The organism is Parasphingorhabdus cellanae, assembly GCF_017498565.1.
In the GTDB taxonomy this organism is placed as follows: Bacteria; Pseudomonadota; Alphaproteobacteria; order Sphingomonadales; family Sphingomonadaceae; genus Parasphingorhabdus; species Parasphingorhabdus cellanae.
This window is the reverse complement of the sequence record NZ_CP071794.1, coordinates 2,930,680-2,952,615: the sequence shown is the minus strand read 5'-3', so window position 1 is coordinate 2,952,615 and position 21,936 is coordinate 2,930,680. Positions and strand designations below refer to the sequence as shown.

At 52.3% G+C, this 21,936-nt stretch carries 20 protein-coding genes; 6 read left to right on the top strand and 14 right to left on the bottom strand.

Translation table 11 applies throughout. The features are described from left to right. Nucleotides 1-2: 2 nt before the first annotated feature. Complete coding sequence (locus J4G78_RS14210) at nucleotides 3-392, bottom strand: hypothetical protein (RefSeq protein ID WP_207987177.1); 390 nt, start codon at nucleotides 390-392, stop codon at nucleotides 3-5. 237 nt (nucleotides 393-629) lie between these two features. Between J4G78_RS14210 and J4G78_RS14205 the strand changes: the two genes are divergently transcribed. Next, the gene (locus tag J4G78_RS14205; protein WP_207987176.1) at nucleotides 630-1,406 is read left to right on the top strand and encodes a TorF family putative porin; all 777 of its coding nucleotides are present in this window, start codon (nucleotides 630-632) and stop codon (nucleotides 1,404-1,406) included. Between the two features lie 86 nt (nucleotides 1,407-1,492). Here the strand turns inward: J4G78_RS14205 and J4G78_RS14200 are convergent, their stop codons facing one another. From J4G78_RS14200 to J4G78_RS14180, 5 genes are read right to left on the bottom strand one after another with little or no spacing between them, the layout of a single operon-like run. Further along, nucleotides 1,493-3,016 (bottom strand): ATP-binding cassette domain-containing protein, encoded by a 1,524-nt coding sequence (locus J4G78_RS14200; RefSeq protein WP_207987175.1) that lies wholly within the window; start codon nucleotides 3,014-3,016, stop codon nucleotides 1,493-1,495. Nucleotides 3,017-3,036: 20 nt separating this feature from the next. After that, entirely contained in the window at nucleotides 3,037-3,837 is an 801-nt protein-coding gene (locus tag J4G78_RS14195) for an ABC transporter permease (protein WP_207987174.1), read from the bottom strand. Further along, nucleotides 3,834-4,754 (bottom strand): ABC transporter permease, encoded by a 921-nt coding sequence (locus J4G78_RS14190; protein WP_207987173.1) that lies wholly within the window; start codon nucleotides 4,752-4,754, stop codon nucleotides 3,834-3,836. Before J4G78_RS14190 ends, J4G78_RS14195 begins: the two co-directional genes overlap by 4 nt. 6 nt (nucleotides 4,755-4,760) lie before the next feature. Further along, nucleotides 4,761-5,906, bottom strand: coding sequence for an epoxide hydrolase family protein (locus J4G78_RS14185; protein WP_207987172.1), 1,146 nt, complete (start codon nucleotides 5,904-5,906; stop codon nucleotides 4,761-4,763). Nucleotides 5,907-5,943: 37 nt separating this feature from the next. Further along, nucleotides 5,944-6,813, bottom strand: a complete 870-nt coding sequence (locus J4G78_RS14180) for a 3-hydroxyacyl-CoA dehydrogenase NAD-binding domain-containing protein (RefSeq protein WP_207987171.1) — start codon at nucleotides 6,811-6,813, stop codon at nucleotides 5,944-5,946. A 91-nt stretch (nucleotides 6,814-6,904) separates the two neighbouring features. Here J4G78_RS14180 and J4G78_RS14175 point away from each other — a divergent pair, with 91 nt between their 5' ends. After that, nucleotides 6,905-8,032 carry a DUF1176 domain-containing protein gene (locus J4G78_RS14175; protein ID WP_207987170.1) on the top strand — a complete coding sequence of 376 codons (1,128 nt, stop codon included), beginning with the start codon at nucleotides 6,905-6,907 and terminating at the stop codon, nucleotides 8,030-8,032. A 25-nt stretch (nucleotides 8,033-8,057) separates the two neighbouring features. Here J4G78_RS14175 and egtD read toward each other — a convergent pair whose 3' ends face one another. The 5 genes from egtD to gluQRS all read right to left on the bottom strand — a co-directional run bounded on the left by egtD (nucleotide 8,058) and on the right by gluQRS (nucleotide 12,145). After that, nucleotides 8,058-9,017, bottom strand: coding sequence for an L-histidine N(alpha)-methyltransferase (egtD, locus tag J4G78_RS14170; protein WP_207987169.1), 960 nt, complete (start codon nucleotides 9,015-9,017; stop codon nucleotides 8,058-8,060). Between the two features lie 54 nt (nucleotides 9,018-9,071). Beyond that, nucleotides 9,072-10,223, bottom strand: coding sequence for an ergothioneine biosynthesis protein EgtB (egtB, locus tag J4G78_RS14165; RefSeq protein ID WP_243457110.1), 1,152 nt, complete (start codon nucleotides 10,221-10,223; stop codon nucleotides 9,072-9,074). A 200-nt stretch (nucleotides 10,224-10,423) separates the two neighbouring features. Further along, on the bottom strand, nucleotides 10,424-11,002 hold the full coding sequence (locus tag J4G78_RS14160; RefSeq protein WP_207987168.1) for a cob(I)yrinic acid a,c-diamide adenosyltransferase: 579 nt from the start codon (nucleotides 11,000-11,002) through the stop codon (nucleotides 10,424-10,426). A gap of 12 nt (nucleotides 11,003-11,014) precedes the next feature. Next, nucleotides 11,015-11,245 carry an HIG1 domain-containing protein gene (locus J4G78_RS14155; protein WP_207987167.1) on the bottom strand — a complete coding sequence of 77 codons (231 nt, stop codon included), beginning with the start codon at nucleotides 11,243-11,245 and terminating at the stop codon, nucleotides 11,015-11,017. Between the two features lie 9 nt (nucleotides 11,246-11,254). Then, a complete protein-coding gene (gene gluQRS / locus J4G78_RS14150) occupies nucleotides 11,255-12,145 on the bottom strand; it encodes a tRNA glutamyl-Q(34) synthetase GluQRS (RefSeq protein WP_207987166.1) in 891 nt (296 codons plus the stop codon). Between the two features lie 96 nt (nucleotides 12,146-12,241). On the opposite strand from gluQRS, the gene J4G78_RS14145 reads away from it, so the two are divergent. Then, nucleotides 12,242-12,808 (top strand): HNH endonuclease, encoded by a 567-nt coding sequence (locus J4G78_RS14145; RefSeq protein ID WP_207987165.1) that lies wholly within the window; start codon nucleotides 12,242-12,244, stop codon nucleotides 12,806-12,808. A 51-nt stretch (nucleotides 12,809-12,859) separates the two neighbouring features. Continuing rightward, on the top strand, nucleotides 12,860-15,577 hold the full coding sequence (gene ppc, locus J4G78_RS14140; protein WP_207987164.1) for a phosphoenolpyruvate carboxylase: 2,718 nt from the start codon (nucleotides 12,860-12,862) through the stop codon (nucleotides 15,575-15,577). Between the two features lie 56 nt (nucleotides 15,578-15,633). On the opposite strand, the gene J4G78_RS14135 is transcribed toward ppc, so the two are convergent. Next, entirely contained in the window at nucleotides 15,634-16,347 is a 714-nt protein-coding gene (locus tag J4G78_RS14135; RefSeq protein ID WP_207987163.1) for a TylF/MycF/NovP-related O-methyltransferase, read from the bottom strand. A 180-nt stretch (nucleotides 16,348-16,527) separates the two neighbouring features. Continuing rightward, nucleotides 16,528-17,922, bottom strand: a complete 1,395-nt coding sequence (locus J4G78_RS14130; RefSeq protein ID WP_207987162.1) for a cytochrome P450 — start codon at nucleotides 17,920-17,922, stop codon at nucleotides 16,528-16,530. A 218-nt stretch (nucleotides 17,923-18,140) separates the two neighbouring features. Here J4G78_RS14130 and J4G78_RS14125 point away from each other — a divergent pair, with 218 nt between their 5' ends. Together J4G78_RS14125 and J4G78_RS14120 are read left to right on the top strand one after the other, a co-directional pair. Then, entirely contained in the window at nucleotides 18,141-18,893 is a 753-nt protein-coding gene (locus J4G78_RS14125) for a hypothetical protein (protein ID WP_207987161.1), read from the top strand. Between the two features lie 178 nt (nucleotides 18,894-19,071). Continuing rightward, entirely contained in the window at nucleotides 19,072-21,231 is a 2,160-nt protein-coding gene (locus J4G78_RS14120) for a M13 family metallopeptidase (RefSeq protein ID WP_207987160.1), read from the top strand. A 123-nt stretch (nucleotides 21,232-21,354) separates the two neighbouring features. On the opposite strand, the gene J4G78_RS14115 is transcribed toward J4G78_RS14120, so the two are convergent. After that, a complete protein-coding gene (locus tag J4G78_RS14115; protein ID WP_243457108.1) occupies nucleotides 21,355-21,693 on the bottom strand; it encodes a hypothetical protein in 339 nt (112 codons plus the stop codon). Nucleotides 21,694-21,936: the final 243 nt, after the last annotated feature.

Sequence of the window (21,936 nt, the reverse complement as noted above, 5' to 3'; positions counted from 1 at the left end):
GTTTATTTGCGAAGCAAATCCAAAGTTTGGCGGCCCGACATCTGAATTTCACGCATTAATCGCTGAGCAGCGGTGCCGGTCCGGCTGCGGCCTTTGGAATTTAGCGCCAGCAAAGCCTTGGCTCCCGTCTGCGCCATAGCCGCGAGATCATCACATCCGCGATCAAAGCGCTTTTGGGTCATTGGAAAGCTATTGCGATAGGCCGATTCCATTAAAGCAGAGTCTGTCAGTTCGAAAGAAGCAATCTCTTCCGATCCAGCCATATTGGCAACGAGTCCGGCAACCGACTCGACGGCCTTCAGCCGAGCAAAGCTCTCGGCAAAGGGATCGCCCTCTCCATTAGCTCTTTCGATGGAATCAATTTTCGACATAATCCCGCGATAGATACTCATAGTTAACAAGCCCTAAACAGGCGTGACTGCAGCGAACGAGTCACATGTGGCTCGATTGCCACACTATCAAAATATGTCATCTTTGCTGTCATTTTTTTGTTGTGCAGCGCAGCAATATGCTGCAACTTTTATCTGCATGTTTTGAGATTGTCTGTCGTTGGCCTCGCTGACGCAATAAAAAGACAACCGAGACAAATTCCAGGAGGGGCGATACGCATCAACCAGAAAGGGATTTTCATGCGCACGTCCACAAAAGCCACACTAGGCTCAAAAACCAAATCGGGGATAATCGGTCTTTCAGCTATTTTACTGGCTGGCACAGCAGTACCAGCCCTGGCTCAAGAAGTTGAAGGCAGCGGAATTACCATTTCCGGCAATGCTGCGCTTACATCGGATTACCGCTTCCGCGGCCTGTCTTTTTCAGACGGTGATATTGCAGTTCAAGGCGGTATTGATGTCGCGCATGAAAGCGGATTCTACATCGGCACATGGGCTTCTTCGATCGAAGACAGTCCAACATTCGGCCACACTGAGCTTGACCTGTATGGCGGCTGGTCAGGCGATGTCACCGACGGCCTGACACTTGATGTCGGCTTGCTCTATTATGTTTATCCCAATGGTGAAGGCGGAGCTGCTGGTCCAAGCGACTATTTCGAACCTTACGCCTCTGTTTCGACAACCCTTGGTCCTGTCGAACTGACAACGGGTATTGCTTATGCATGGTCTCAAGCCAGCCTCGGCGACAATGACAATGTCTATATCTACACCGGCGTTTCCGGTGGAATTCCAAACACACCTATTTCGCTCAATGCCAATATCGGCATTAACGACGGATCGCTGGGCAATCCTGTTGGCGTCCTTGGCGATGATAATTATATCGATTGGACACTGGGAGCCGATTGGGCAATTACCGAAAATCTGACGGCGAGCGTAGCTTACACAGATACTGATGCGCCTTCGGTCAATAATTTCACCGATAGTGCCGTTGTATTTACCTTGGGCGTATCCTTCTAAGACCCACCGGGTTTGAATTCACAATTGGGTTCGTCAAAAATAAAGGCCGTTCTGGGGGCAGGGCGGCCTTTGTTTGTCGGACTAAGCTAACTCGCTGCAATCAGTCTTTTCGTACTGTCCGCGGTTGGACTATCAATCACCGACCCCATATCTCCCTCTTCAACCATGCACCCCTCATCCAATACTATGATCCGATGGCAAAGCCGACGGGCCGAGGCAATATCATGTGTTATAAAGATGATGCTGAGTTTATGGCTTCGCTGCAGCTTCGCTAGCAATCTAAGAATAGAAGCACCCACCAGCGGATCCAAAGCCGACGTCGCTTCGTCAAGAACAAGCAGTTGGGGGCTCGCTATAATAGCCCGAGCGATGGCCACCCGTTGTGCCTGACCGCCAGACAGACTGCCCGGCATCCGATCAAGGAATTCAGCGCCAAGCCCCACATGATCAAGCGCTTCATCCACCATTTTATTTCGATCCAACCGCAAAAGATCTGGTCTCAGATTCCTCAATGGTTCGGCAACGATATCCGCTACTTTCCACTGGGGATCGAGGCTTGCCACCGGATCCTGAAACACAGGTTGAATTAGTCGGCGCATAGCAAGACTGCGAGCGCGGCGTTCCGGCAATAGCTTAGATTGCCAGCGAACTGTACCGGATGTCAGCGGGCCGATGCCCGCAATAGCTCTGCCCAAAGTCGATTTACCGGACCCCGACCCGCCGACAATCGCCACCGCCTCACCTTCCCTCACCGTTATGCTTGCATCCACGATCGCTTTTATCTTGCCTCGCCGCCAACCTGGACGAGGGAACACAACCGTGGCGGCTTCCGTTTCCATCAGTATGTTTCCAACCGCTGGCAGATCGGGTGCAGGTTCATCCAGACGCGGCGTCGCGGCCATCAGGCGCCTGGTATATTCCTGCTGCGAATTGGCAATAATGTCAGTCGTTGTGCCGCTTTCAACCATTTTGCCCTGATCCATCACGACGAGATCATCGGAATGCCCCTCCACTGAAGCGAGATCATGGCTGACGAGCAACATCGCTAGGCCTTGTTCTGCTCGTAATTCATCAAGCAGCGCCATAATCTCCCCACGCAAGCTAGCGTCCAAGGCGCTGGTGGGCTCATCAGCAATCAACAATTTGGGCCGGTGGGCAATTGCCGCAGCGATCATCACCCGCTGCCGCTCACCGCCCGATAGGCGATGCGGGAATTGATCTAGCCTTTCATCTGCGCGCGGCAAACCGACACGTTCAAGCTTTTGGGCAAGTTCATGCCGGGACAATCGCGGTGGTCCGGCTTGCGCAGCAGCTTCCTGAAGCTGAGCGCCGATGGTTAAATGGGGGGTCAGCGCCGTCAATGGCTGTTGAAAGACAAATCCCGTCAACCGGCTGCGTGCTTTATGCATTTGATGTGCGTCCGCGCGCGTTAACTCAATCCCGTCGAGCCTGATGGACCCCAGCGCTTCGCCCGGTGTAAGGCCAAAAGGCGTCAGGCAGGACAGGCTTTTCCCAGAGCCGGAAGCGCCAATAATCGCGGTACATTTTCCAGCTTCGACCGTCAGATTGACGCCTTCGACGAGCCGCTCCCCATCAATCCGAATGGCCATATCGCGTATCTTATAAACGCTCACGAGTAGATATCTCTCAGGCGCTCACCTTCAATCGTGAGACAAACCAGCAGCAGGACCAATAGCCCACCCGGCAACAACAGTCCAAGCGGCGTCATGTCCATGTCATCTGCGCCCTCCTTGACCAATATACCAAGCGATGTCAGCGGTTCCTGAACGCCCAAACCAAGGAAAGACAAGAAACTTTCGACCATCACCACCTGCGGCACAGTGAGCATAAGATAGGCCAGCGCGACGCCCGCGATATTCGGTAAGACATGTTTTAAAATGATCGTAAGCGGCGGAGTACCGGCCGCTTCTGCAGCCAAAATGAAAGGCCGTTGCTTGAGCGCCATAACCTGCCCGCGCACCACTCGGGCCATAGTCAGCCATTCGACCAGGCCGATGCCGACAAACACCAACAATATCGAACGGCCAAAAATTACCATCAATAGAATCACGATGAACATGAAAGGCAAGGCATATAGCGCATCGACAAACCGCATCATCGCTTCATCAACTTTACCGCCAACCCAGCCCGCGGTCGCGCCCCACGCGATGCCAACGATCAGCGATACCAGAGCCGCCGCTATTGCAACCATCAAAGTGACTCGGGTTCCTGCCGCCAAGCGCGCCAAACGGTCACGGCCGATTTCATCGGTGCCAAAAATATGGGATCCGCTGAACGCAGGCGCACGGACGGCGTCCCAATCAATCTCATCATAAGTCCATGGCAAGACGAGCGGCAGGATTAGTGCCATTGCTATCAGGGCCAGGACCACCCAAAGCGGCCAATGGTTGCGGTCCAGTAACGTCCTCATCCTTCGCGCATCCGCGGGTCCAGCCAACCGTAAATCAGGTCGGCGAACAGGTTGAACGCAATGATTAGCGCCGCATAAAGCGTCACCACTCCAAGCACCAAAGGATAATCCCGGTTCAACGCGCCTTGAACAAAATAGCGACCCAATCCCGGCAGTCCGAATACGGTTTCCACAACCACCGCCCCGGTCAGCAATCCGGCCGCCGCCGGTCCGAGATAACTGGCAACAGGGACTAAAGCTGGACGCAAACCATGTTTGAACAGAATATTCGTTTCCGACAATCCCCGTGCTCTGGCGGTGCGAATATGGTCCTGTTTCAATACTGTCGCCAGACCCGCTCTGGTCAATTTGGCGATAGCGCCCGATACCGGCAGTGCCAATGCAACAACCGGCATGATGAGCCAAGACCATCCTTGGCCCGTACCTGAAACGGGCAACAAGCCAAGCCAAAGCCCAAAAAGCAAAGCCAATGCCGGACCGGTCACAAAAGTTGGCAATGCCGTCGCGACCGTTGCCAGCATCATGATCGTCTTGTCTGCTGTTTTACCGGCTCGAACCGCCGCAAATAGCCCGGCGGAAATACCAATCAACAAAGCCAGCAATATCGCCAGGCCGCCGAGGGTCAACGAAATCGGCAATCCCTGCGCCACCAGTTCAGAAACAGTAAAATCACGATAAACGAGTGATGGTCCGAAATCACCTTGCACCAGCCGCGAGACATAAAGCCACGCCTGCTCCCAAAGCGGCTTGTCCAATCCATAGGCGGTTTGCAGAGCGGCCTGGGTCTCTGGCGGTAACGGTCTCTCGCCGTCAAAAGGTCCACCAGGCGCTAGCCGCATCAGGAAAAAGGAGACCAATATGATCGCAAGCAGCGTCGGAACCGCTGTCATCAACCGCTTTGCGACCAGCGCTAGCATCTGGCGTTACAGCTCCATCTGGCCAAAACAACTGCGCACTTCTTTGACGAACAGCTCCGGCACTTCCATCGCAGCAAAATGGCCGCCTTTGTCCGCTTCACCCCAATATTGGAGATTTTTGAAGCGTTGCTCCGCCCAGCGGCGAGAGGGTGCCATAATTTCATTTGGGAAAATGCTGCATCCGGTGGAAAGATGGACAGGATCGACATTGGGATTACCAAAGCTCTCTCGATAGAGTCGTGCTGAGGAAGCTCCTGCATTGTTCAGCCAATAGAGCATGATATTGTCGAGCAGGTGATCACGGTCAAAACTGTCATCAGGGGTCGTCGCTCTATCCGACCAGCCCTGAAATTTCTCTAACACCCAGGCCATCTGACCCACAGGAGAGTCGGCAAGACCATAGCCTAATGTCTGGGGTTTGGTACGCTGGATTTCGGCATAGCCGCCACCTTGCGTCTGATAATCCGAGAACCGCGCCAGCGAGGCCTGTTCCTCGGGAGTCGGGTTTTTCATCACCTCTTCGGGCGGTGTTCCTACGACAACCAGATTAATATGGATACCCGCACATGATCCGAGATTCTGAACCCCGATAGCAGATGTGACCAGTGCGCCCCAATCACCCCCCTGCGCAAAATAGCGATCATAGCCCAACCGTGTCATCAACACATCCCAAGCGCTCGCAATCTTCTCCACGCCCCATCCGGTTTCGGTCGGCTTACCGGAAAAGCCATATCCGGGCAGTGAAGGAATGACGAGATGATAAGCGTCTTTGGCATTGCCGCCATGAGCCACAGGATCCGTCAGCGGACCAATGACATCCATAAATTCGACGATCGAACCCGGCCAGCCGTGGGTCATGATCAGGGGCCGTGCAGCAGCTTCCGGGGAGCGGATATGCATGAAATGAATATCAACGCCGTCGATTTCCGTCATGTGCTGCGGATAGTGATTCAACGCCGCTTCACAGCGCCGCCAGTCGTAATTTTCTCGCCAATAATCAGTAACTTGCTGAACATAAGCCAGAGGTATACCTTGGGACCAATCATCAACCGGTTCAGGATCAGGCCAGCGAACCATTGCCAATCGGGTCTCCAAGTCGTCCAATGTCGATTGCGGAATATCAATCTGAAAGTCTCTGATATTATCGCTCATCACATGGCCTCCATTTAGTCCAGCTTACATCGCCAAGTTACATTGTAGGCACCGGCGCCTGTCCCGAATAGTCATAAAAGCCCTTACCAGTTTTGCGACCGAGCCAACCGGCTTCGACATATTTGAGCAATATAGGGGCGGGACGATATTTGGGATCACCAAAATCATTCTGCAGCACGCGCAGTATTTCGAGCAATGTATCGAGCCCAATCATATCGGCCAGTGTTATAGGACCCATCGGATGGCCAAGGCCTAATTGCACGCCGCGATCAATGTCTTCCATCGACGCAGTACCTTCGCCCAAGGCAAAAAATGCTTCATTGAGCATAGGCAGCAATATCCGATTGACCACAAAACATGGCGAATCTTTGGCCAATACCGCTTGCTTGCCCAGCGCCTTCACATAGTCATTCGCCATGGCAACAGTTTGGTCGCTAGTTGCCAAACCGCGAATGACTTCTACCAAGCCCATTAACGGGACGGGATTGAAGAAATGCACACCAATGAAACGGGACGGGTCTTTAACCGCCTGCGCCAACCGGGTGATTGATATGGAAGATGTGTTGGTGGCCAACAGCGACTGGTGACCCAAAATTTCAGAAGCCGCGCCAAAGATTTGGCGTTTGATATCCTCTCGCTCAGTCGCGGCTTCAACGATGATATCCGCACTGGCCATCGGATCAAGCGAACCGATCGTTTCAATGCGGTCCAGCGCTGTTTGCGCAGCTTGTTGTTCGATTTTCTCTTTTTCTACCAATCGCGATAATTGTTTGGCGATGCCAGCTTTGCCTTTTTCGGCAATCTCCTGATTCATATCAGATAGATAAACATGATATCCAGCCTGCGCCGAAACCTGTGCAATTCCTGCGCCCATTTGCCCGGATCCAATGATGCCGATTGATTTCATTTGCCGTCCTTCTTCTTTATCATGACTTCGCTGTTAATGCTGATGTAACAAGGCACTAGCGATTGTCGAGCAAACTGGCTAGATTGCAATTATGTTCCCAGCTATTTCCACCATCGCCCTTTTGGCACTTACAGCGGCAACAACGACCAGCGACGCACAGCCGATTCCGAATCCTGGCGAGATTAAGGTCTTTAAGGACTGGTCCGTCGGATGTGACAATGGCGGTGATTGTCAGGCGATTTCCTTGGTCGATGATGCCAGGGGTGGTTTCAAAGAATGGGGTGGCCCCATTTCAATTGTCCGCACCGCTGGCGCAGACGATATGCTAAAGATACGCGTGCTTTTGCAAGTCACTGGTATTGAGGGATATCAACTGGTTGTTGACGGCAAAGTCATTAGGACTGGTCCAATGGCAGAGGGCGAATATCCGATCGAGATTGTTGGCCAAGACGCCAAAAAAGTTGCAGCCGCGATTGCCCGTGGTCGAAAACTCGAGGTTCAGGCTCCGAACGGTGATAGTCTGACAAAAATATCCTTATCAGGCTCCACTGCTGCGCTACGCTATATTGACCAGCAGCAGAAAAGAGCGCGCACATCAACGGCCTTAATTGCCAAGGGGCGCCGCACGTTCCGGCCCATCAAAACTGAAATTCCGGTTGTAGCCGTCAATCAATGGACCTCCGCGCAACGGATTCCCGCCACTACAGAAATTGTCGATCTGGTCGAGAATTCACCGTGCAAAGACGATAGATTTGGTGTGGTCGAAGATCAGATATTTCCGTTGGGCCAAAAAGACGATCGTTATCGCGCACTTATTTTGATCTCTTGCGGTTCCGGTGCCTATAATTTTTCCAGCGCCGCCTATATCGGCGAAATTAAAGGGGATGAGAAAAAAGGCGCCAGTTGGGCCTTCCGCCCTGCCACCTATGACCTAAAGCCTACTTGGGGCGGGGAAGACCGTCCCCCCCTCTTGGTCAACGCCCACTGGGAAGAAAACCGCCAGATTTTAAGCAGCTTTGCAAAAGGTAGAGGCATTGGCGATTGCGGCAATGCAGAGAGCTTCATCTGGGACGGGGAGACATTCCGCTTGATCGAGGCCAGCGGCATGCAAGAATGTCGCGGAGCTTATGAGTGGATCACAACTTGGCGCGCGAAATATCAAGATGCCAAAGAACTGGCCACCCAGACCGTCGCTCAAGACGAGTCCAACAATCAATAACATTATTTAAGTCCGTCACGCAGAGTTAAGGCGCATTTTTGTAAGGTTGCGCCTCAGCAAGGATTAGTGAGAAGTAATTTTTTTCATCGCTCCACTCCGTCACCGGTGACCAACCGCCTGCCCGCAACATCAACCGCGCATCACGCAAGCCGTATTTGTGGCTGTTTTCAATATGGATTCTTTGCCCCTTAGCCATATTATATTGGCGTGCATCAATTGAGAAATTGAGGTCTGACTGGGCCTCCAGATAAATCTCGATCCTTGCATAGCGATCATTCCAGATCGCGATGTGGCGGAATTGGTCTACAGCAATATCACCATCCATTTCTCGATTTATCCGGTGCAGCAAGTTAAGCGAAAATTGCGCCGTTACTCCAGCGCTATCATCATAGGCCGCAACAAGGACGTCCGGATCTTTGATCCGATCAAAACCAATTAGCAGCTGAGATCCGATACCCAGAGTTTCACGCATGAAGCGCAGCAAATCAACAGATGTGCGTGCGACCATGTTGCCGATGGTCGAGCCCGGAAAAAACCCAAGCTTTGGCATATCGGAAATTTCATCTGGCAAATTTATCCGCCGCATAAAGTCTGCCTCAAGTGGATAAATGGGCAGTTGCGGAAATTGGATTTGCAATTGCGCTGCGCTGGCAGCGAGAAACTCACCCGATATATCTATTGGCACATAGGCCGCTGGCTGGGTAGCGCGTAAAAGATGCGGTGTCTTAGTTGAACTACCAGAACCAAATTCGACGACCGCCCGCCCTTTGCCGCCCTTATCGGCCACTTCTGCACTATAACCTGCAAGCAGCGCTGTTTCAGTGCGCGTTGGATAATATTCGGGTAGTTCCGTAATCTGTTCAAATAGCTCCGAACCTGCATGATCATAGAGCCAACGCGCCGGAATCGCGTAATTTTCCTCTTCAAAGCAACACCGAATATCGTCGCGAAATGCCGGATCAATCCGACCAATTGTCATATCCATTTAGAAAACCGTCCTTGGCGGTCAGGGTGAAAATCAGATATCTTTGGTTTCGGTCTAGATATCTTTGGCAAGGCGCAGACCCGAAAACTGCCAACGTTGATGGGGATAGAAGAAGTTGCGATAGCTATTTCGAATATGGCCCGGCGATGTCGCAACGCTTCCCCCTTTCAGAACAAACTGCCCGGACATGAACTTGCCGTTATACTCGCCAACCGCGCCTTCCGCAGCCCTAAATCCGGGATAGGGACGATAGGCACTGCCCGTCCATTCCCAAACATTGCCGATATCCGGCAACCCGTTTTCCGCCGCGACTTCCCATTCTGCTTCGGTCGGCAATCGCGCGTTCGCCCAACTCGCATAGGCATCCGCCTCGAAAAGACTGATGTGGCGGACAGGCGCACATAAAACGACCTCGCGCCATCCTTGTAGGGTAAATTCCTCGGTCACCCCGTCCCGCTCTCGCCAGTGGAGCGGAGCATCGATTTTCTGTTTCTGCACCCAAGACCAACCGTCGGACAACCAATGGCACGGATCTGCATAACCATCATCCGCAATAAACCTTTGCCATTCACCATTGGTTACCGGGCGATCAGCGATAGCATGGGGGTGCAGCATCACCTCATGCCGCGGCCCTTCACAATCAAAAGCAAAATCTTTGCCATGATGGCCAATAGATTGCACACCAGTCACGCCTTCAATCCAGCCCAGCGGCGTATCGATAATAGCAGGTCGCGGTTTGGGCTCCAGCAAGGCCGGGCCAATCGGGTTACGCGAAAATAGATGCAATATATCGGTTAGCAGTAATTCCTGATGCTGTTGCTCATGATGCAGGCCGAGTTCGACCAAATCCAGTAAAGCCTCAGAAAAACCGTCCATTGCCTCGGCCATAGCGTCATCGACATGCGCTCTGAAGTTTAACACCGCTTGCAACGACGGTCGGGTCAACAGACCACGCTCCGGCCGCGCATGTCGCGCGCCCTCTGCCTCATAATAGCTATTGAACAAATAGGCATAGGCTTCGTTGAAGGCTTTATAGTCCTGCACATTGTCGCGCAGCAGGAAGGTTTCAAAAAACCAAGTTGTATGCGCCAGATGCCATTTAGCTGGAGACGCATCCTCCATTGACTGGGCGGTGGTATCGGCATCACTTAGTCCAGCAATCAATGAAACACTATGCGATCGAATGGTTTCAAACCTATCCACCAAATCTTGCGTTCTAGCGGTATTTAATGAAGTCGTAGACGAGATTGTTTTGGTGTCGGCTTGGCGAGCGATTAGTCCTACTCCGTCGATATGTCCGTTGCCTTAGAACATAGAGCGAACGACCTTAGGGTCAACCGCTTATATTTGAGCCGCTGAGGTGCAAATTTGTGATTTACAGTGCGTTTAGATGATGCGTAGCTTTGCTAGCGGGAGGCTCCGGGAACCCATAAGATGTCGGCTTTACCGCCATCGTTAAGAATCCGGCCGAGGACAAAAAGATAGTCTGACAGACGATTGATATAAGCCAAAGCATGCGGATTAATCGCCATCACCTGTGCAGCGCCTACGGCGGTTCGTTCCGCCCGCCGGGCAATCGCGCGTGCCAGATGAATGGCTGCGGCTGATTTGCTACCGCCCGGCAGAATGAAGCTGGTGAGAGGATCAAGATGGTCATTGACCGCATCAATCTCGCTTTCGAGCCGCTCTATCTGTGGCGGCGTTACCCGAAGGACCATTTCCGATGGAGCGAAATCGTCGCCCTCAACTGCCGGTGTCGCGAGATCCGCACCAAGATCGAATAAATCATTCTGTATAGTCCGGAGCGATTGTACCAACGCTCCATCAGCAATCTCGCATATCGCAACGCCCAACGCGCTGTTCAGCTCATCCACATCACCAATTGCCGCCATGCGTGCATCATTTTTTGCGACGCGCGACCCATCGACCAGCCCAGTGGTCCCATCATCGCCCGTCTTGGTGTAAATCTTGTTGAGCTTAACCATCGCCGCGTGGTTTTAACTTTGACCGCCAGCCAGCAACAACAGCAAAGCAACCAATATGACCGCAATGGCTTGATATTTGACACGAGCGAACATCATTTCATTCTGCTTTTTGTGCGATGCGGTCACGCCATCAGCATCAACGTCTTCCGGTTCCATGTTTACAAAAGCGATAAGTCCTCGAACCAAGGCAAAGACAACGGCACCCGCAGCCAACAAGATTAATAAAATCAATAAATAGCTCATATTTTCTAACTAGCCCTTCGATAACATGATTCCAACAGGGAAAATGTTTTCTCGTAATTTATCAGCTACGAAGTAACCGCGTTCACCAGCTTCTCGCAATACGGCTAAAGATGCAGAATCCCGGCTTTTCGAGAGCTTAACCCCTGTTTCATCCAGCAAAACTGGGTGATGAACATAGCAAGGAACGGGTAAGTCCAGCAGCGCTTGTAGCAATCGGTGGATATGGGTGGAGGCGAACAAGTCCTCTCCACGCACAACATGGGTGATCCCATCCCGCGCATCGTCCAACGTCACTGCCAAATGATAGCTAACCGGCGTATCTTTCGGGATGAGCACAACGTCTCCCAATGCCGTTGGATCAGCAATCTGATCTCCATGTCGCTCGTCATGCCAGCTCAAGTCTCCAACCAAGCTGATCGCCTTTGCCACGTCAAGCCGCCAACTATGCGGTTCGTTTTCCATCCTTTCTGCAGCCTCGCCCGCATGGAGATTGCGGCATGTTCCCGGATAAATCGGACCATCCGGTCCCTCCTCCAAAGCTTCCATCTCTTGCACGGCACGCATAGACGACCGCGTGCAGAAACAAGGATAAAGGAGTCCCTCATTCTTCAATCTCGTGGCCGTTTCAGCATAGCTATCCAGTCGATCGGACTGGAAAATTACCTTGCCATCCCAATCCAATCCCAGCCAGCGCAAATCAGCCAATATCGCGTCGACAAATTCTGGTTTGCTGCGCTCACTATCAATATCTTCGATCCTGAGCATCAGCTTCCCACCACGCTCCCGCGCATAGTCATGGACCACACAGGCTGCATAGGCATGCCCCAAATGCAACAAGCCGTTGGGGCTTGGTGCAAAGCGCACCACAACATATTGGCCAACATCCCCCCTTGACGTCATAGGGCAGATAATGTTCTTTGCATGTCAGTTGTAATGACCATGTCATGTTCTTGCGGATAAAGAGCAGTCAGTCAAAGACTAAGGAGTAGTTAGACTATGTATCACCCCGACCTGTTGCGGCATCCCGAAAGTTGCCCGTCGCTGGTGCTGAACGCTGACTATACACCGCTATCCTATTACCCATTGAGCCTGTGGCCCTGGCAAACCGCGATCAAGGCGGTATTTCTGGATCGAGTGAACATTGTTTCCAGCTATGAACGCGAAGTGCATAGCCCTAATCTGGATATGAAAATTCCATCGGTTATTGCGCTGAAAAACTATGTGAAGCCCTCTGAATATCCTGCCTTCACCCGGTTTAACCTGTTCTTGCGAGATAAGTTTAGTTGCCAATATTGCGGTAGCCTAGACAATCTGACTTTCGACCATGTCATCCCTCGCCGCCAGAAGGGAAGGACGACATGGGAAAATGTCGCGACCGCCTGTCTGCCCTGCAACCTGAAAAAAGGCGGCCGGACACCCAAAGAAGCGCATATGCAGCTGTCAAACAAGCCGATCAAACCGACCAACTGGCAGCTACAAGAACATGGCCGTGCGTTCCCACCAAATTTCCTTCACGATACATGGCATGACTGGCTCTACTGGGACATCGAACTCGAGGGATAGAGACAGCAGGATTTTCTTGACCACGTTGTCACAGCCGTGCAGCAACAAGGCATGACTGATATCCTCCCCAATGATTCATCGGCAACACCCTCATTGGTTGTGCGCCAAAATCCCGATATTAAGTATCTCGGCAAATTGCTGGGTGATGTGATCCGCAGCTATGGCGGCGAGGAGCTATATCGCCGTACCGAATATATCCGCTCGACCAGTGTAGACCGGCACCGCGGACTGGCCGATGCCGATGCGATTGATCCGGGTCTGGATGCGCTGTCGCTTGATGAAACCACCGCCTTTGTCCGGGGCTTCATGCTCTTTTCTCTGCTCGCTAATCTTGCTGAGGATCGTCAAGGCGTGGCGGCAGAAGAAGGCGCCAGCGTTGCCGAGGCCATAACAAAACTGGCCAGCGAAGGGGTCGATGAAAAAGCGATATTGGCTTTGCTCGACAATGCCCTGATCGCGCCTGTGCTGACCGCTCATCCCACCGAGGTCCGGCGCAAAAGCATGATCGATCACAAGGCGCGGATCGCAGAATTGCTGCTGATGAAAGATGCCGGGGCCGACCACACGCCTGAAGGGGATGTGCTGGACGAAGCGATCATGCGGCAAATCGCGCTGCTGTGGCAGACCCGGCCATTGCGGCGCGAGCGTTTGTTCGTGACCGACGAAGTGCAAATCTCGCAAAGCTATATGCGTGATGTGTTCCTGCCCGTCCTCCCAAAGCTTTATGGCAAATGGGAAAAAGTGCTTGGTGCGCGTCTGCCCAATTTTCTAAAACTCGGCAGCTGGATTGGCGGCGACCGCGATGGCAACCCATTTGTTGACGCTGATGCGATGCGGGAAGCTTTGTCGCGGGCGGCTGAAACCGTTATCGGCTATTATCTGGCCCGCATCCACGCGATGGGCGCAGAGCTTAGCATCTCGACCGAATTGGCGGATGTACCCAAGGAAGTGGTCGCTTTGGCAGAAGTCAGCGGTGACGATGCACCAAGCCGTAAGGATGAACCCTATCGCCGGGCATTGTCCGGTATCTATGCGCGTCTGTCCGCAACCCATCTGAAACTTTGTGGTCATGTCCCTGGACGACCCTCATCGATCATAGCCGAGCCCTATGACAATCCGCAGCAATTGCGTGAAGACCTTGTCACCCTCGCTCATGGTCTGCGCTCCGGCGGCAAAGGCGTTTTTGCGACATCGGGGGCCTTGGGGCGCCTGATCCGCACGGTTGAACTATTTGGTTTTCACCTGGCCACGCTCGACATGCGCCAGAATAGCCGCATTCATGAGCGCGTCGTCGCCGAATTGCTGGCAGAGGCCGGTGTTGAAGGCGATTATCTCGCTCTGGACGAAGACACACGCGTAAAAATACTGCGACAGGAACTGGCGAACAACCGCCCATTGGTCAGTCCCTGGATTACTTATAGCGAAGAAACGGCGAAGGAACTCTCAATTCTGCGCGCGGCAACCGAAGCTCATGATCAATATGGCCCGGAAGTTATCGTTAACTACAATATCAGCAATGGCGAGACGGTGTCCGACATATTGGAAGTCTATGTTCTGCTGATGGAGGCCGGCCTTTACCGCGCATCGGCGGACAACAAGGCCCCACCAACCTGCCCGATCATGGCTGTACCGCTGTTTGAAACCGTTGCCGATCTGGAGAACGCGCCGCAGGTCATGACCGATTTTTTCGCACTGCCCGAGATGCACGCTCTCACACGCGCCCGCGGTGCACAGGAAGTGATGATCGGCTATTCCGACAGTAATAAAGATGGTGGCTATCTCACATCAACCTGGAGCCTGTTCAAAGCCAGTCAGGCGCTGACCCCCGTGTTCGAAAACGCAGGCGTAAAGATGCAACTTTTCCATGGTCGCGGCGGTGCAGTGGGCCGCGGCGGCGGTTCGGCCTTTGGAGCGATCAAGGCGCAACCGAAAGGCACTGTTGACGGACGCATCCGTATCACCGAGCAAGGCGAAGTCATCGCCGCTAAATATGGCACAATGGGCGTGGCCGAAGCCAATCTCGAAGCGATGACGTCAGCGGTCTTGCTGCGCTCGCTCGAACCTGATCCATCGGATGAAAAAGTTCAGGCCGATTTTGCCGATGCGATGGATCAGATTTCTCAAACGGCCTTCGCCGAATATCGTGATCTGGTCTATGGTGACGACAGTTTCCGGACCTTCTTTCGTCAGATGACGCCGCTCACTGAAATTGCCAAACTGAAAATCGGATCGCGCCCGGCGAGTCGCACCAAAAGTGACAAGATTGAGGATTTACGGGCCATTCCCTGGGTATTCAGTTGGGCACAGGCGCGTGTGATGTTGCCGGGCTGGTATGGTGTCGGACAGGCGCTGACCGCTTTTGACGATGTCGGTAAACTCAAAGATATGGCGCAAAGCTGGCCGTTTTTTCAGGCGAGCTTGTCCAATATGGAAATGGTTCTTGCCAAATCAGACATGGGCATTGCCGCACGCTATGCGGAGTTGGTCGAAGACAAGGCTATGCGTGAGGGTTATTTCAATCGCATTCGCTCAAGCTGGGAACAAACCCGTGACATTTTGCTGGAAATAACAGACCAGCCCCATCTGCTCGCGAAAAACCCGTCGCTGTTTAATAGCATCGAGCTGCGCTTGCCTTATATCGAACCGCTCAACCACTTGCAGATCGAGTTGATGAAGCGCCTGCGTGCTGGTGAGGACGATCCGCGTATCGGTGAAGGCATACAGCTTTCACTCAATGCCATAGCGACGGCGCTTCGGAATAGCGGCTAAAGCTAAGGTTCGTTGGAAGTTTGTCGCTGTAACGCCAGAACACCGCAATAGGCGGTTTAAACTTTCAACCGCAAGACCGGGTTCGCGCCGTCTTCAAACATGTAGACAGGGTTTTGCGCGAGAAATTCTTCAACGGCTATTCTACAGCCGCCATAGTCATGAAAATCATCGATCACGATCACGCCACCAGGGCTCAGTTTCGCCGCGATGACCTGTAGGCAATATGCAACGGGCTCATACCAGTCACAGTCCACATGAGCAAAAGCGAGTTTATCCACTTTTACCGCAGGCCAGCTATGCTCGAACAATCCTTTGTAGAGGAAAATACCGTCTTCTCCGACGGTCAGCCCATGGCGAGAGAAGTTGTGTTTAACATCTGCGAGCAGATCTTCCCTGTAACCATAATATTGTTGACCATCGATACCGCACGATGCCCCTGATTTAATCGCTTCATATCGCGATTTTGATTTGGCGTCGTCTTTATCGGATGCCGGCTCTGGGATCATGCCAAAAACATCCAAGCCGTGAAAACTGCGAGCCTCGCGCTGGCTTGCGATAATTATGGCAGAGCCACCCAGAGCCACACCAAATTCTGCAAAATCTCCATCAACATCACTGACAGATTGCAGCGCTTTCTCAATCCTGAGCAATTTTGCTGGTGAGAGATAAGTCAAGCCTTCCTTCCGCACAGAACGAGAAAGCTGCGAAAGGTCATGACTGACTAAACGGTCACGAAGGCTCCGCGTCAATGGCCGAAGTTGACTGCGCATGGACATGTGGTGACAATAAGTGGAAACCGATAGAAGCCAATTCCATTTCCACCTCATCTGCGCACCCAGGACGTAAAAAAAGCACGCAATTGCGATGAAGCGAACGATAACCCGGTGCGCTACGCCATAATCTCGTCAGACCATAGCTAGCCGGAGCATTTTACCTGTTTTTTTCAGCAATCATAGTGCTTCTAGTCGCACCGGCAAACCATCTCTGGGTTGCGGGATCGGGAAGACCTGCCAATCCGGTTCATAATCCGGTCCGCCGCTGAGCACGACCCGGTTTTGTGTCAGCATCGCATGCATCAGGATTTTGATCTGCATATAAGCAAAATGCAGGCCCAGACACATATGCGCGCCGCCGCCAAAGGGAACCCAGGCATATTTGTGGCGCCCAGCGCTATTTTCAGGCGTGAAACGCATCGGATTAAATTTAGTGGGGTTCGGCCAGTGCTTTTCCATCTTGTGGACAAATTGAGGGCTAATGCCAATATTTGTCCCTGCGGGTATGGTATAGTTGCGGAAGGTAAATTCCTTGATCGCTCGGCGCGGAATGCTCGGAACCGGTGGGATCAATCTTAGCGATTCTTTGAACGCCATTTCGGTCAGCTCCAACTTGCCGAGATCTTCATAGGCCAGCGGCTGACCAGCCGGTGCCACAGAGAGACATTCCTCGCGCAGCTTATCCTGCCATTCGGGATGCTTGGCGAGCAAATAGGTCATGCTGGTCGCCGAAGAGGTGATCGTATCATGCGCCGCCATCATCAGGAAGTTCATGTGATCGACGACTTCGTCTTCAGTAAGAAGACTGCCATCTTCATGGGTCGCAAGACAAATTTGCGTGAATATATCTTCGCCGCCCTTTTCGCGCCGCTCTTTCACTTGGGGAGTGAAATAACTGAGCAGATATTCCCGCGCTTTCACACCGCGCCACATTTTTGTGAATGGAATCGGTTTGCGGGCAACCCCGACAGAGGCCTGCACCTCGTCTACAAACGCCTTGTTAATCTTGTCCGCTTCGGGTCCCCAGGGAATACCAAGTATAGCGCTGGCGGCCGTATCAAGGGAAAGCGACTTGATGGCCGGATAAAATTCGAAGCTGGTCCCACTCCATTCTGCCACACGTTCAGATATACCTTCATTCAGGACGGTGCAGTGATGTTTCATTGGCCCTGGCTTGAACGCGACCGACAGCGCCTTGCGGTCCGCCCGGTGGCGCTCAAAATCCATTAGCATCAGCCCGCGTGGAAAGAGATTGTTGAGCACCGGTCCCCAACCTTGCTCGCTAGAGAAAATCTTGTCCTTGTTGAACATTACGAGTTCGGTGGCATCCGCGCCAAGTAGTGTCACATTGTCTTTACCAAAATTATAAGTCCGGTAGACAGAGCCATATTTTTCAAACATTTGCCGGCCAAAGCCAATCGGATCCTTGATGATTTTCAGGGTAGAGCCAATGATCGGCAGACCATCTTCACCCGGAATATGGGCCAGCGCTTCTTTACCGGGCGGCTTAATCCAATGCGGGTTTGCAGTTTCGGTATAGGGATATCCGTGGGCTTGTGCTGCGCTTGCCAATGTGAAAGCTCCTGAAATGCTTAGGGTGTACCCTTGTAATAGCTACTTTCATTAATGTCAGCAAGCATCTGCGTTCATTTCCAATTCAATCCATCAATGTTACATAATAGGGCAACAGGAAATGAAATCAGACTCGCCATGCCGAGCCAGTTTAGAAGAGAGAATATCCGATCGGTAGTGCTTGATATCGCATGATCGATCCAATGAGGGGGATGAACATGACACAGTCCGGGATCCAGCAGTTCGTTAAACCAATATTGCTCGGCGGCGCAATGCTTGGCCTCAGCGCCTGTGCCTATGGCGGCGGTTCCTATGGCGACGGCTATGTCAATGGCGCCGGCTATGCCTGCGACCCTTATGCACCCTTTGATGACTATTATGCCTGCGACAATGGTTATGGCTATGCCAATATCGGATTTGGCGGCGGCTGGTATGACAGTTTTTACTATCCCGGTTACGGCATCTATATTTTTGATCGGCGCGGTTCACGCTATGCGATGAAACGCCATCATCGTTACCATTGGGCACGCCAACGTGCAAAATTTGGTTCCCGTCGTGGCGGCTATGATGGAATAGGTAGAGGTGGCCGCAACCTAACCCCCGAACAGCGCGCCGAACGCCGTGAACGCATACGCAACCTGACTCCGGAACAACGGGCCGAGCGGCGGGAGCGAAGGGCGGAAAGACGCGCCGAAAGAAATAGTGGTAATCGTGCTACCACCGGCCGTGCCGCGTTGCGAGATGGCGCTATCCGCGGTCAGCGCAGAGGCGAAGCCAGACAAGCACGACGCGGCAACCGTCAAGGCAATGGCGTCCGTTCCGAACGCCGCACTCGGCCAGCGGCTACACAGCAGCGAGGCCAGCAAACACGGCCAGCAGCTCGTTCAGCGCCACGTCAGGCCACAAGGGCTCGTCCAGCAATGCGATCTCCCCGCAGCGAGACATCCCGCCGAAACATCAATGATGATTGATGGATAAGGCGATATACCTTCGTCCAAAATAGGCTCAGGGCTTTGACCGTTCTCGCGCAATGATGATCAAAACCGATTGGGACGCAGTTGACTTACGGCGCTCGAAATATCTATGTGACACTTCATTACATTTTATGGTTCTTAGATAAAACCATATCCCGATCAAAGGATGATATCGGTGCGCGCAAAGACAAATTTTGCACCCATTACGCTTACCTTTTCCATGATATTTTTCATGGCAGGCTGTGCTGGTGACGGTGTAACACCCCCATCCATGAGTTCAGTCAATATACAGGCTAGGGAGATTGCAACCCTCTCTCCTGATTATTGGGGAGAATGGGGCATTGATACGTCTCATATCAACGACAACATCCGTCCTGGCGACGATTTTTACCGCTATGTCAACGATGGCTGGCTCTCGACTTTCAAACTACCGGACGACCGAACCCGCTATGGTGCCGGTTCAATTGCGGCGGAAAAAGCGCGAAAGCAAGTTGAATATATTATCTCTGATCTTGCTGCCTCAAAGGCGCCTTCAAATAGCAAAGAAGGCAAAATTTCAAAATTTTATCGCAGCTATCGCGATAGCGCCGCTATCGACGCGAAAGGCCTCAATCCTGCAAAAAAGTATCTCGATCAAATCGCGGCTATTGAAACGGCTGAAGGATTGGCGGCGATATTCGGGCAACCACATTTTGCCAGCCCTTTTGATGTTGGTGTTTTTATAGACTGGAAAGCCCCGGAAACAAACATCATGTTTACGTCGATAGGCGGCATGCAATTGTCTAATCGGGATCAGTATCTGAGCCTGGACGAAGCGTCCCGGAACATTCGTTCCAGCTATGTTGAACTGTTGGCGTTCCTGCTCACAAAAATTGGCCATGACGACCCGCAGACGGCGGCGGCTGATATTCTGAAATTAGAAACCGCCATTGCCAGAGCAGATTGGGTCCCGACATTGAAACGCAATCCCGACCTGACATATAACAAGTTGAGCTGGCTTGAATTTCAGGCGTTGATGGCGGACTTTCCTATAGATGCTTTCGCAAAGTCGGCTGGTTTAGAGGCGGCTGATAATGTGCTTGTCGCGGAAATACCGCCGACCGAGGCAGAAATGGACAGGCTTAATTATTCAAATGCACAAATCGAAAATCTCCAACGCGGCTATCCCGCGGTTATCGCGATAGTCAACCAGACTGATCTCGAAACCTGGAAAGCCTATCTTGCCACACATTTTCTGATCGATCATGCAGCCCTATTGCCGAGCGAGATTGATGATGCCGTATTCGCTTTCTTCGGTACAAAGCTGAGCGGTCAAACCGAGCGATCATCCAGAGAGCAACGCGCTGCAGTAGCCGTCAACAAGGCTTTTGGCGATGCCATTGGTGAAATCTATGTCGCCCGCCATTTCCCGAAGAAACGCAAACAATATGTTCTATCAATGGTCAATAATATTACCAGCGCTATGGAAGACAGCCTGAATAATGTTGGCTGGATGGAAGAGACCACGCGTGCAGAGGCACTGCGCAAGCTAGCAACGTTAAATTTGAAAATCGGATATCCTGAAACTTTCAAAAATTATGATGGCGTTACGATATCCAATGACGCTCTGGATAATGCTGTTGCGATCAAGCAGTTTTCATGGGCAGAAAACCCTGCCCGACTAGGTCAACCGGTCGACCGCAACATATGGTTTTATCCCCCGCAACGGGTTGGTGCCTATTACGCCACTGCTTTCAATGAGATCGTTTTCCCGGCGGCGATTTTGCAACCGCCATTTTTTAATGCCAGCGCTGATGCTGCGGTAAATTATGGCTCAATCGGGGGAATTATTGGTCATGAAATCAGCCACGCTTTTGATGACGAAGGCGCGCGATATGATGCCAAAGGCATGTTGCGAAACTGGTGGTCGGAAGGCGACCAGAAGGCATTTCAGGCAGTCGGCGAACGCCTAGCCGAACAATTTGACCGCTATTGTCCTTTTGATAACGGCGCTACTTGCGTGAATGGCCAGCTGACCTTGGGCGAAAACCTGGCCGATCTCGGGGGTGTAGCGCTGGCCTATCGCGCCTATAGGAAATCGTTGAACGGCAAAGAGGCGCCGGTTCTAGATGGCTATACTGGGGATCAGCGCTTCTTCATGGCATGGGCACAAGTCTATCGGTTCAAAGTTCGTGAAGAAATTACGCGCAAACAGCTTTCTCGCGATCCACATTCGCCAGCCGAATACCGCGTGAACGGCATCGTTCGTAACTTGGATGCCTGGTATGAGGCATTCGGGGTCCAAGATACAGATAGCCTTTATATCCCGCCGGAGGACCGGGTGCGTCCGTGGTGAGCAAACCAATTATGTGGACCTAAGATTTGGGCATCGCATCAGAAAATACTTAACGATAGTCGCCCAATGCCTCCATTCTGCATTGGGCGACTTATCTAGATTATAGCCATATGATTGGGACGGTTACTGACCAACCGTCACGCGGCCGACGCGATAGCCTTTTTCTCGCATTTCTTTCTTATAGTCTTTGTTCGCATCAGCGATTTCGTTGCGATATTCTTCCCTCGCATCCCGGCGATCTTCTTCATCCGTTGCCCGGGCGAGGTCTTTTTGCAACTCGTGCTCCGCCTCCCGAATATCGGCGACATAGTCAAACCAGTAGTTATTTTGTACGTCAGCAATCGGTTGGGTCAGAATTTCTTCGTGCTCACCGCGATGGGACGGATGCGCCGCGGCTCCGACGGCCGGTAGAATAATCATCGTCGCGCCAGTGGCGGTTAATATCATATTGCGAATCTTCATGTTCATTCTCCTTATCGATATTTCGACCGCTACAGAACGAACGAAAAGCGCTTTCCGCTTCATGAACAAGGCAAATCCTCAGGCGAACGGTATTGTTGATGCGATAAGGCCACAGCTGCGACAGTGGTATTGACCTGATTCCAAAGGAATCTTTGACCGGTTCGGTCAACTCGCACCATTTCGGTTCGGATAATAGTTAAGAGAATTGTAATCTTTGCCCAAAACCGTTAATTTCATTGATGT

What these genes read in the sequence shown, in the direction of transcription:
- egtD (WP_207987169.1), bottom strand. Translation starts at nt 9,017, where the DNA reads ATGGATATGACAATTGGTCGGATTGATCCGGCATTTCGCGACGATATT.
- J4G78_RS14180 (WP_207987171.1), bottom strand. Translation starts at nt 6,813, where the DNA reads ATGAAATCAATCGGCATCATTGGATCCGGGCAAATGGGCGCAGGAATT.
- J4G78_RS14145 (WP_207987165.1), top strand. Translation starts at nt 12,242, where the DNA reads ATGTATCACCCCGACCTGTTGCGGCATCCCGAAAGTTGCCCGTCGCTG.
- J4G78_RS14155 (WP_207987167.1), bottom strand. Translation starts at nt 11,245, where the DNA reads ATGAGCTATTTATTGATTTTATTAATCTTGTTGGCTGCGGGTGCCGTT.
- J4G78_RS14210 (WP_207987177.1), bottom strand. Translation starts at nt 392, where the DNA reads ATGAGTATCTATCGCGGGATTATGTCGAAAATTGATTCCATCGAAAGA.
- J4G78_RS14125 (WP_207987161.1), top strand. Translation starts at nt 18,141, where the DNA reads ATGACACAGTCCGGGATCCAGCAGTTCGTTAAACCAATATTGCTCGGC.
- J4G78_RS14115 (WP_243457108.1), bottom strand. Translation starts at nt 21,693, where the DNA reads ATGAAGATTCGCAATATGATATTAACCGCCACTGGCGCGACGATGATT.
- J4G78_RS14205 (WP_207987176.1), top strand. Translation starts at nt 630, where the DNA reads ATGCGCACGTCCACAAAAGCCACACTAGGCTCAAAAACCAAATCGGGG.
- J4G78_RS14175 (WP_207987170.1), top strand. Translation starts at nt 6,905, where the DNA reads ATGTTCCCAGCTATTTCCACCATCGCCCTTTTGGCACTTACAGCGGCA.
- J4G78_RS14200 (WP_207987175.1), bottom strand. Translation starts at nt 3,016, where the DNA reads ATGGCCATTCGGATTGATGGGGAGCGGCTCGTCGAAGGCGTCAATCTG.
- J4G78_RS14135 (WP_207987163.1), bottom strand. Translation starts at nt 16,347, where the DNA reads ATGCGCAGTCAACTTCGGCCATTGACGCGGAGCCTTCGTGACCGTTTA.
- gluQRS (WP_207987166.1), bottom strand. Translation starts at nt 12,145, where the DNA reads ATGACGTCAAGGGGGGATGTTGGCCAATATGTTGTGGTGCGCTTTGCA.
- J4G78_RS14190 (WP_207987173.1), bottom strand. Translation starts at nt 4,754, where the DNA reads ATGCTAGCGCTGGTCGCAAAGCGGTTGATGACAGCGGTTCCGACGCTG.
- J4G78_RS14185 (WP_207987172.1), bottom strand. Translation starts at nt 5,906, where the DNA reads ATGAGCGATAATATCAGAGACTTTCAGATTGATATTCCGCAATCGACA.
- ppc (WP_207987164.1), top strand. Translation starts at nt 12,860, where the DNA reads ATGACTGATATCCTCCCCAATGATTCATCGGCAACACCCTCATTGGTT.
- J4G78_RS14195 (WP_207987174.1), bottom strand. Translation starts at nt 3,837, where the DNA reads ATGAGGACGTTACTGGACCGCAACCATTGGCCGCTTTGGGTGGTCCTG.
- J4G78_RS14160 (WP_207987168.1), bottom strand. Translation starts at nt 11,002, where the DNA reads ATGGTTAAGCTCAACAAGATTTACACCAAGACGGGCGATGATGGGACC.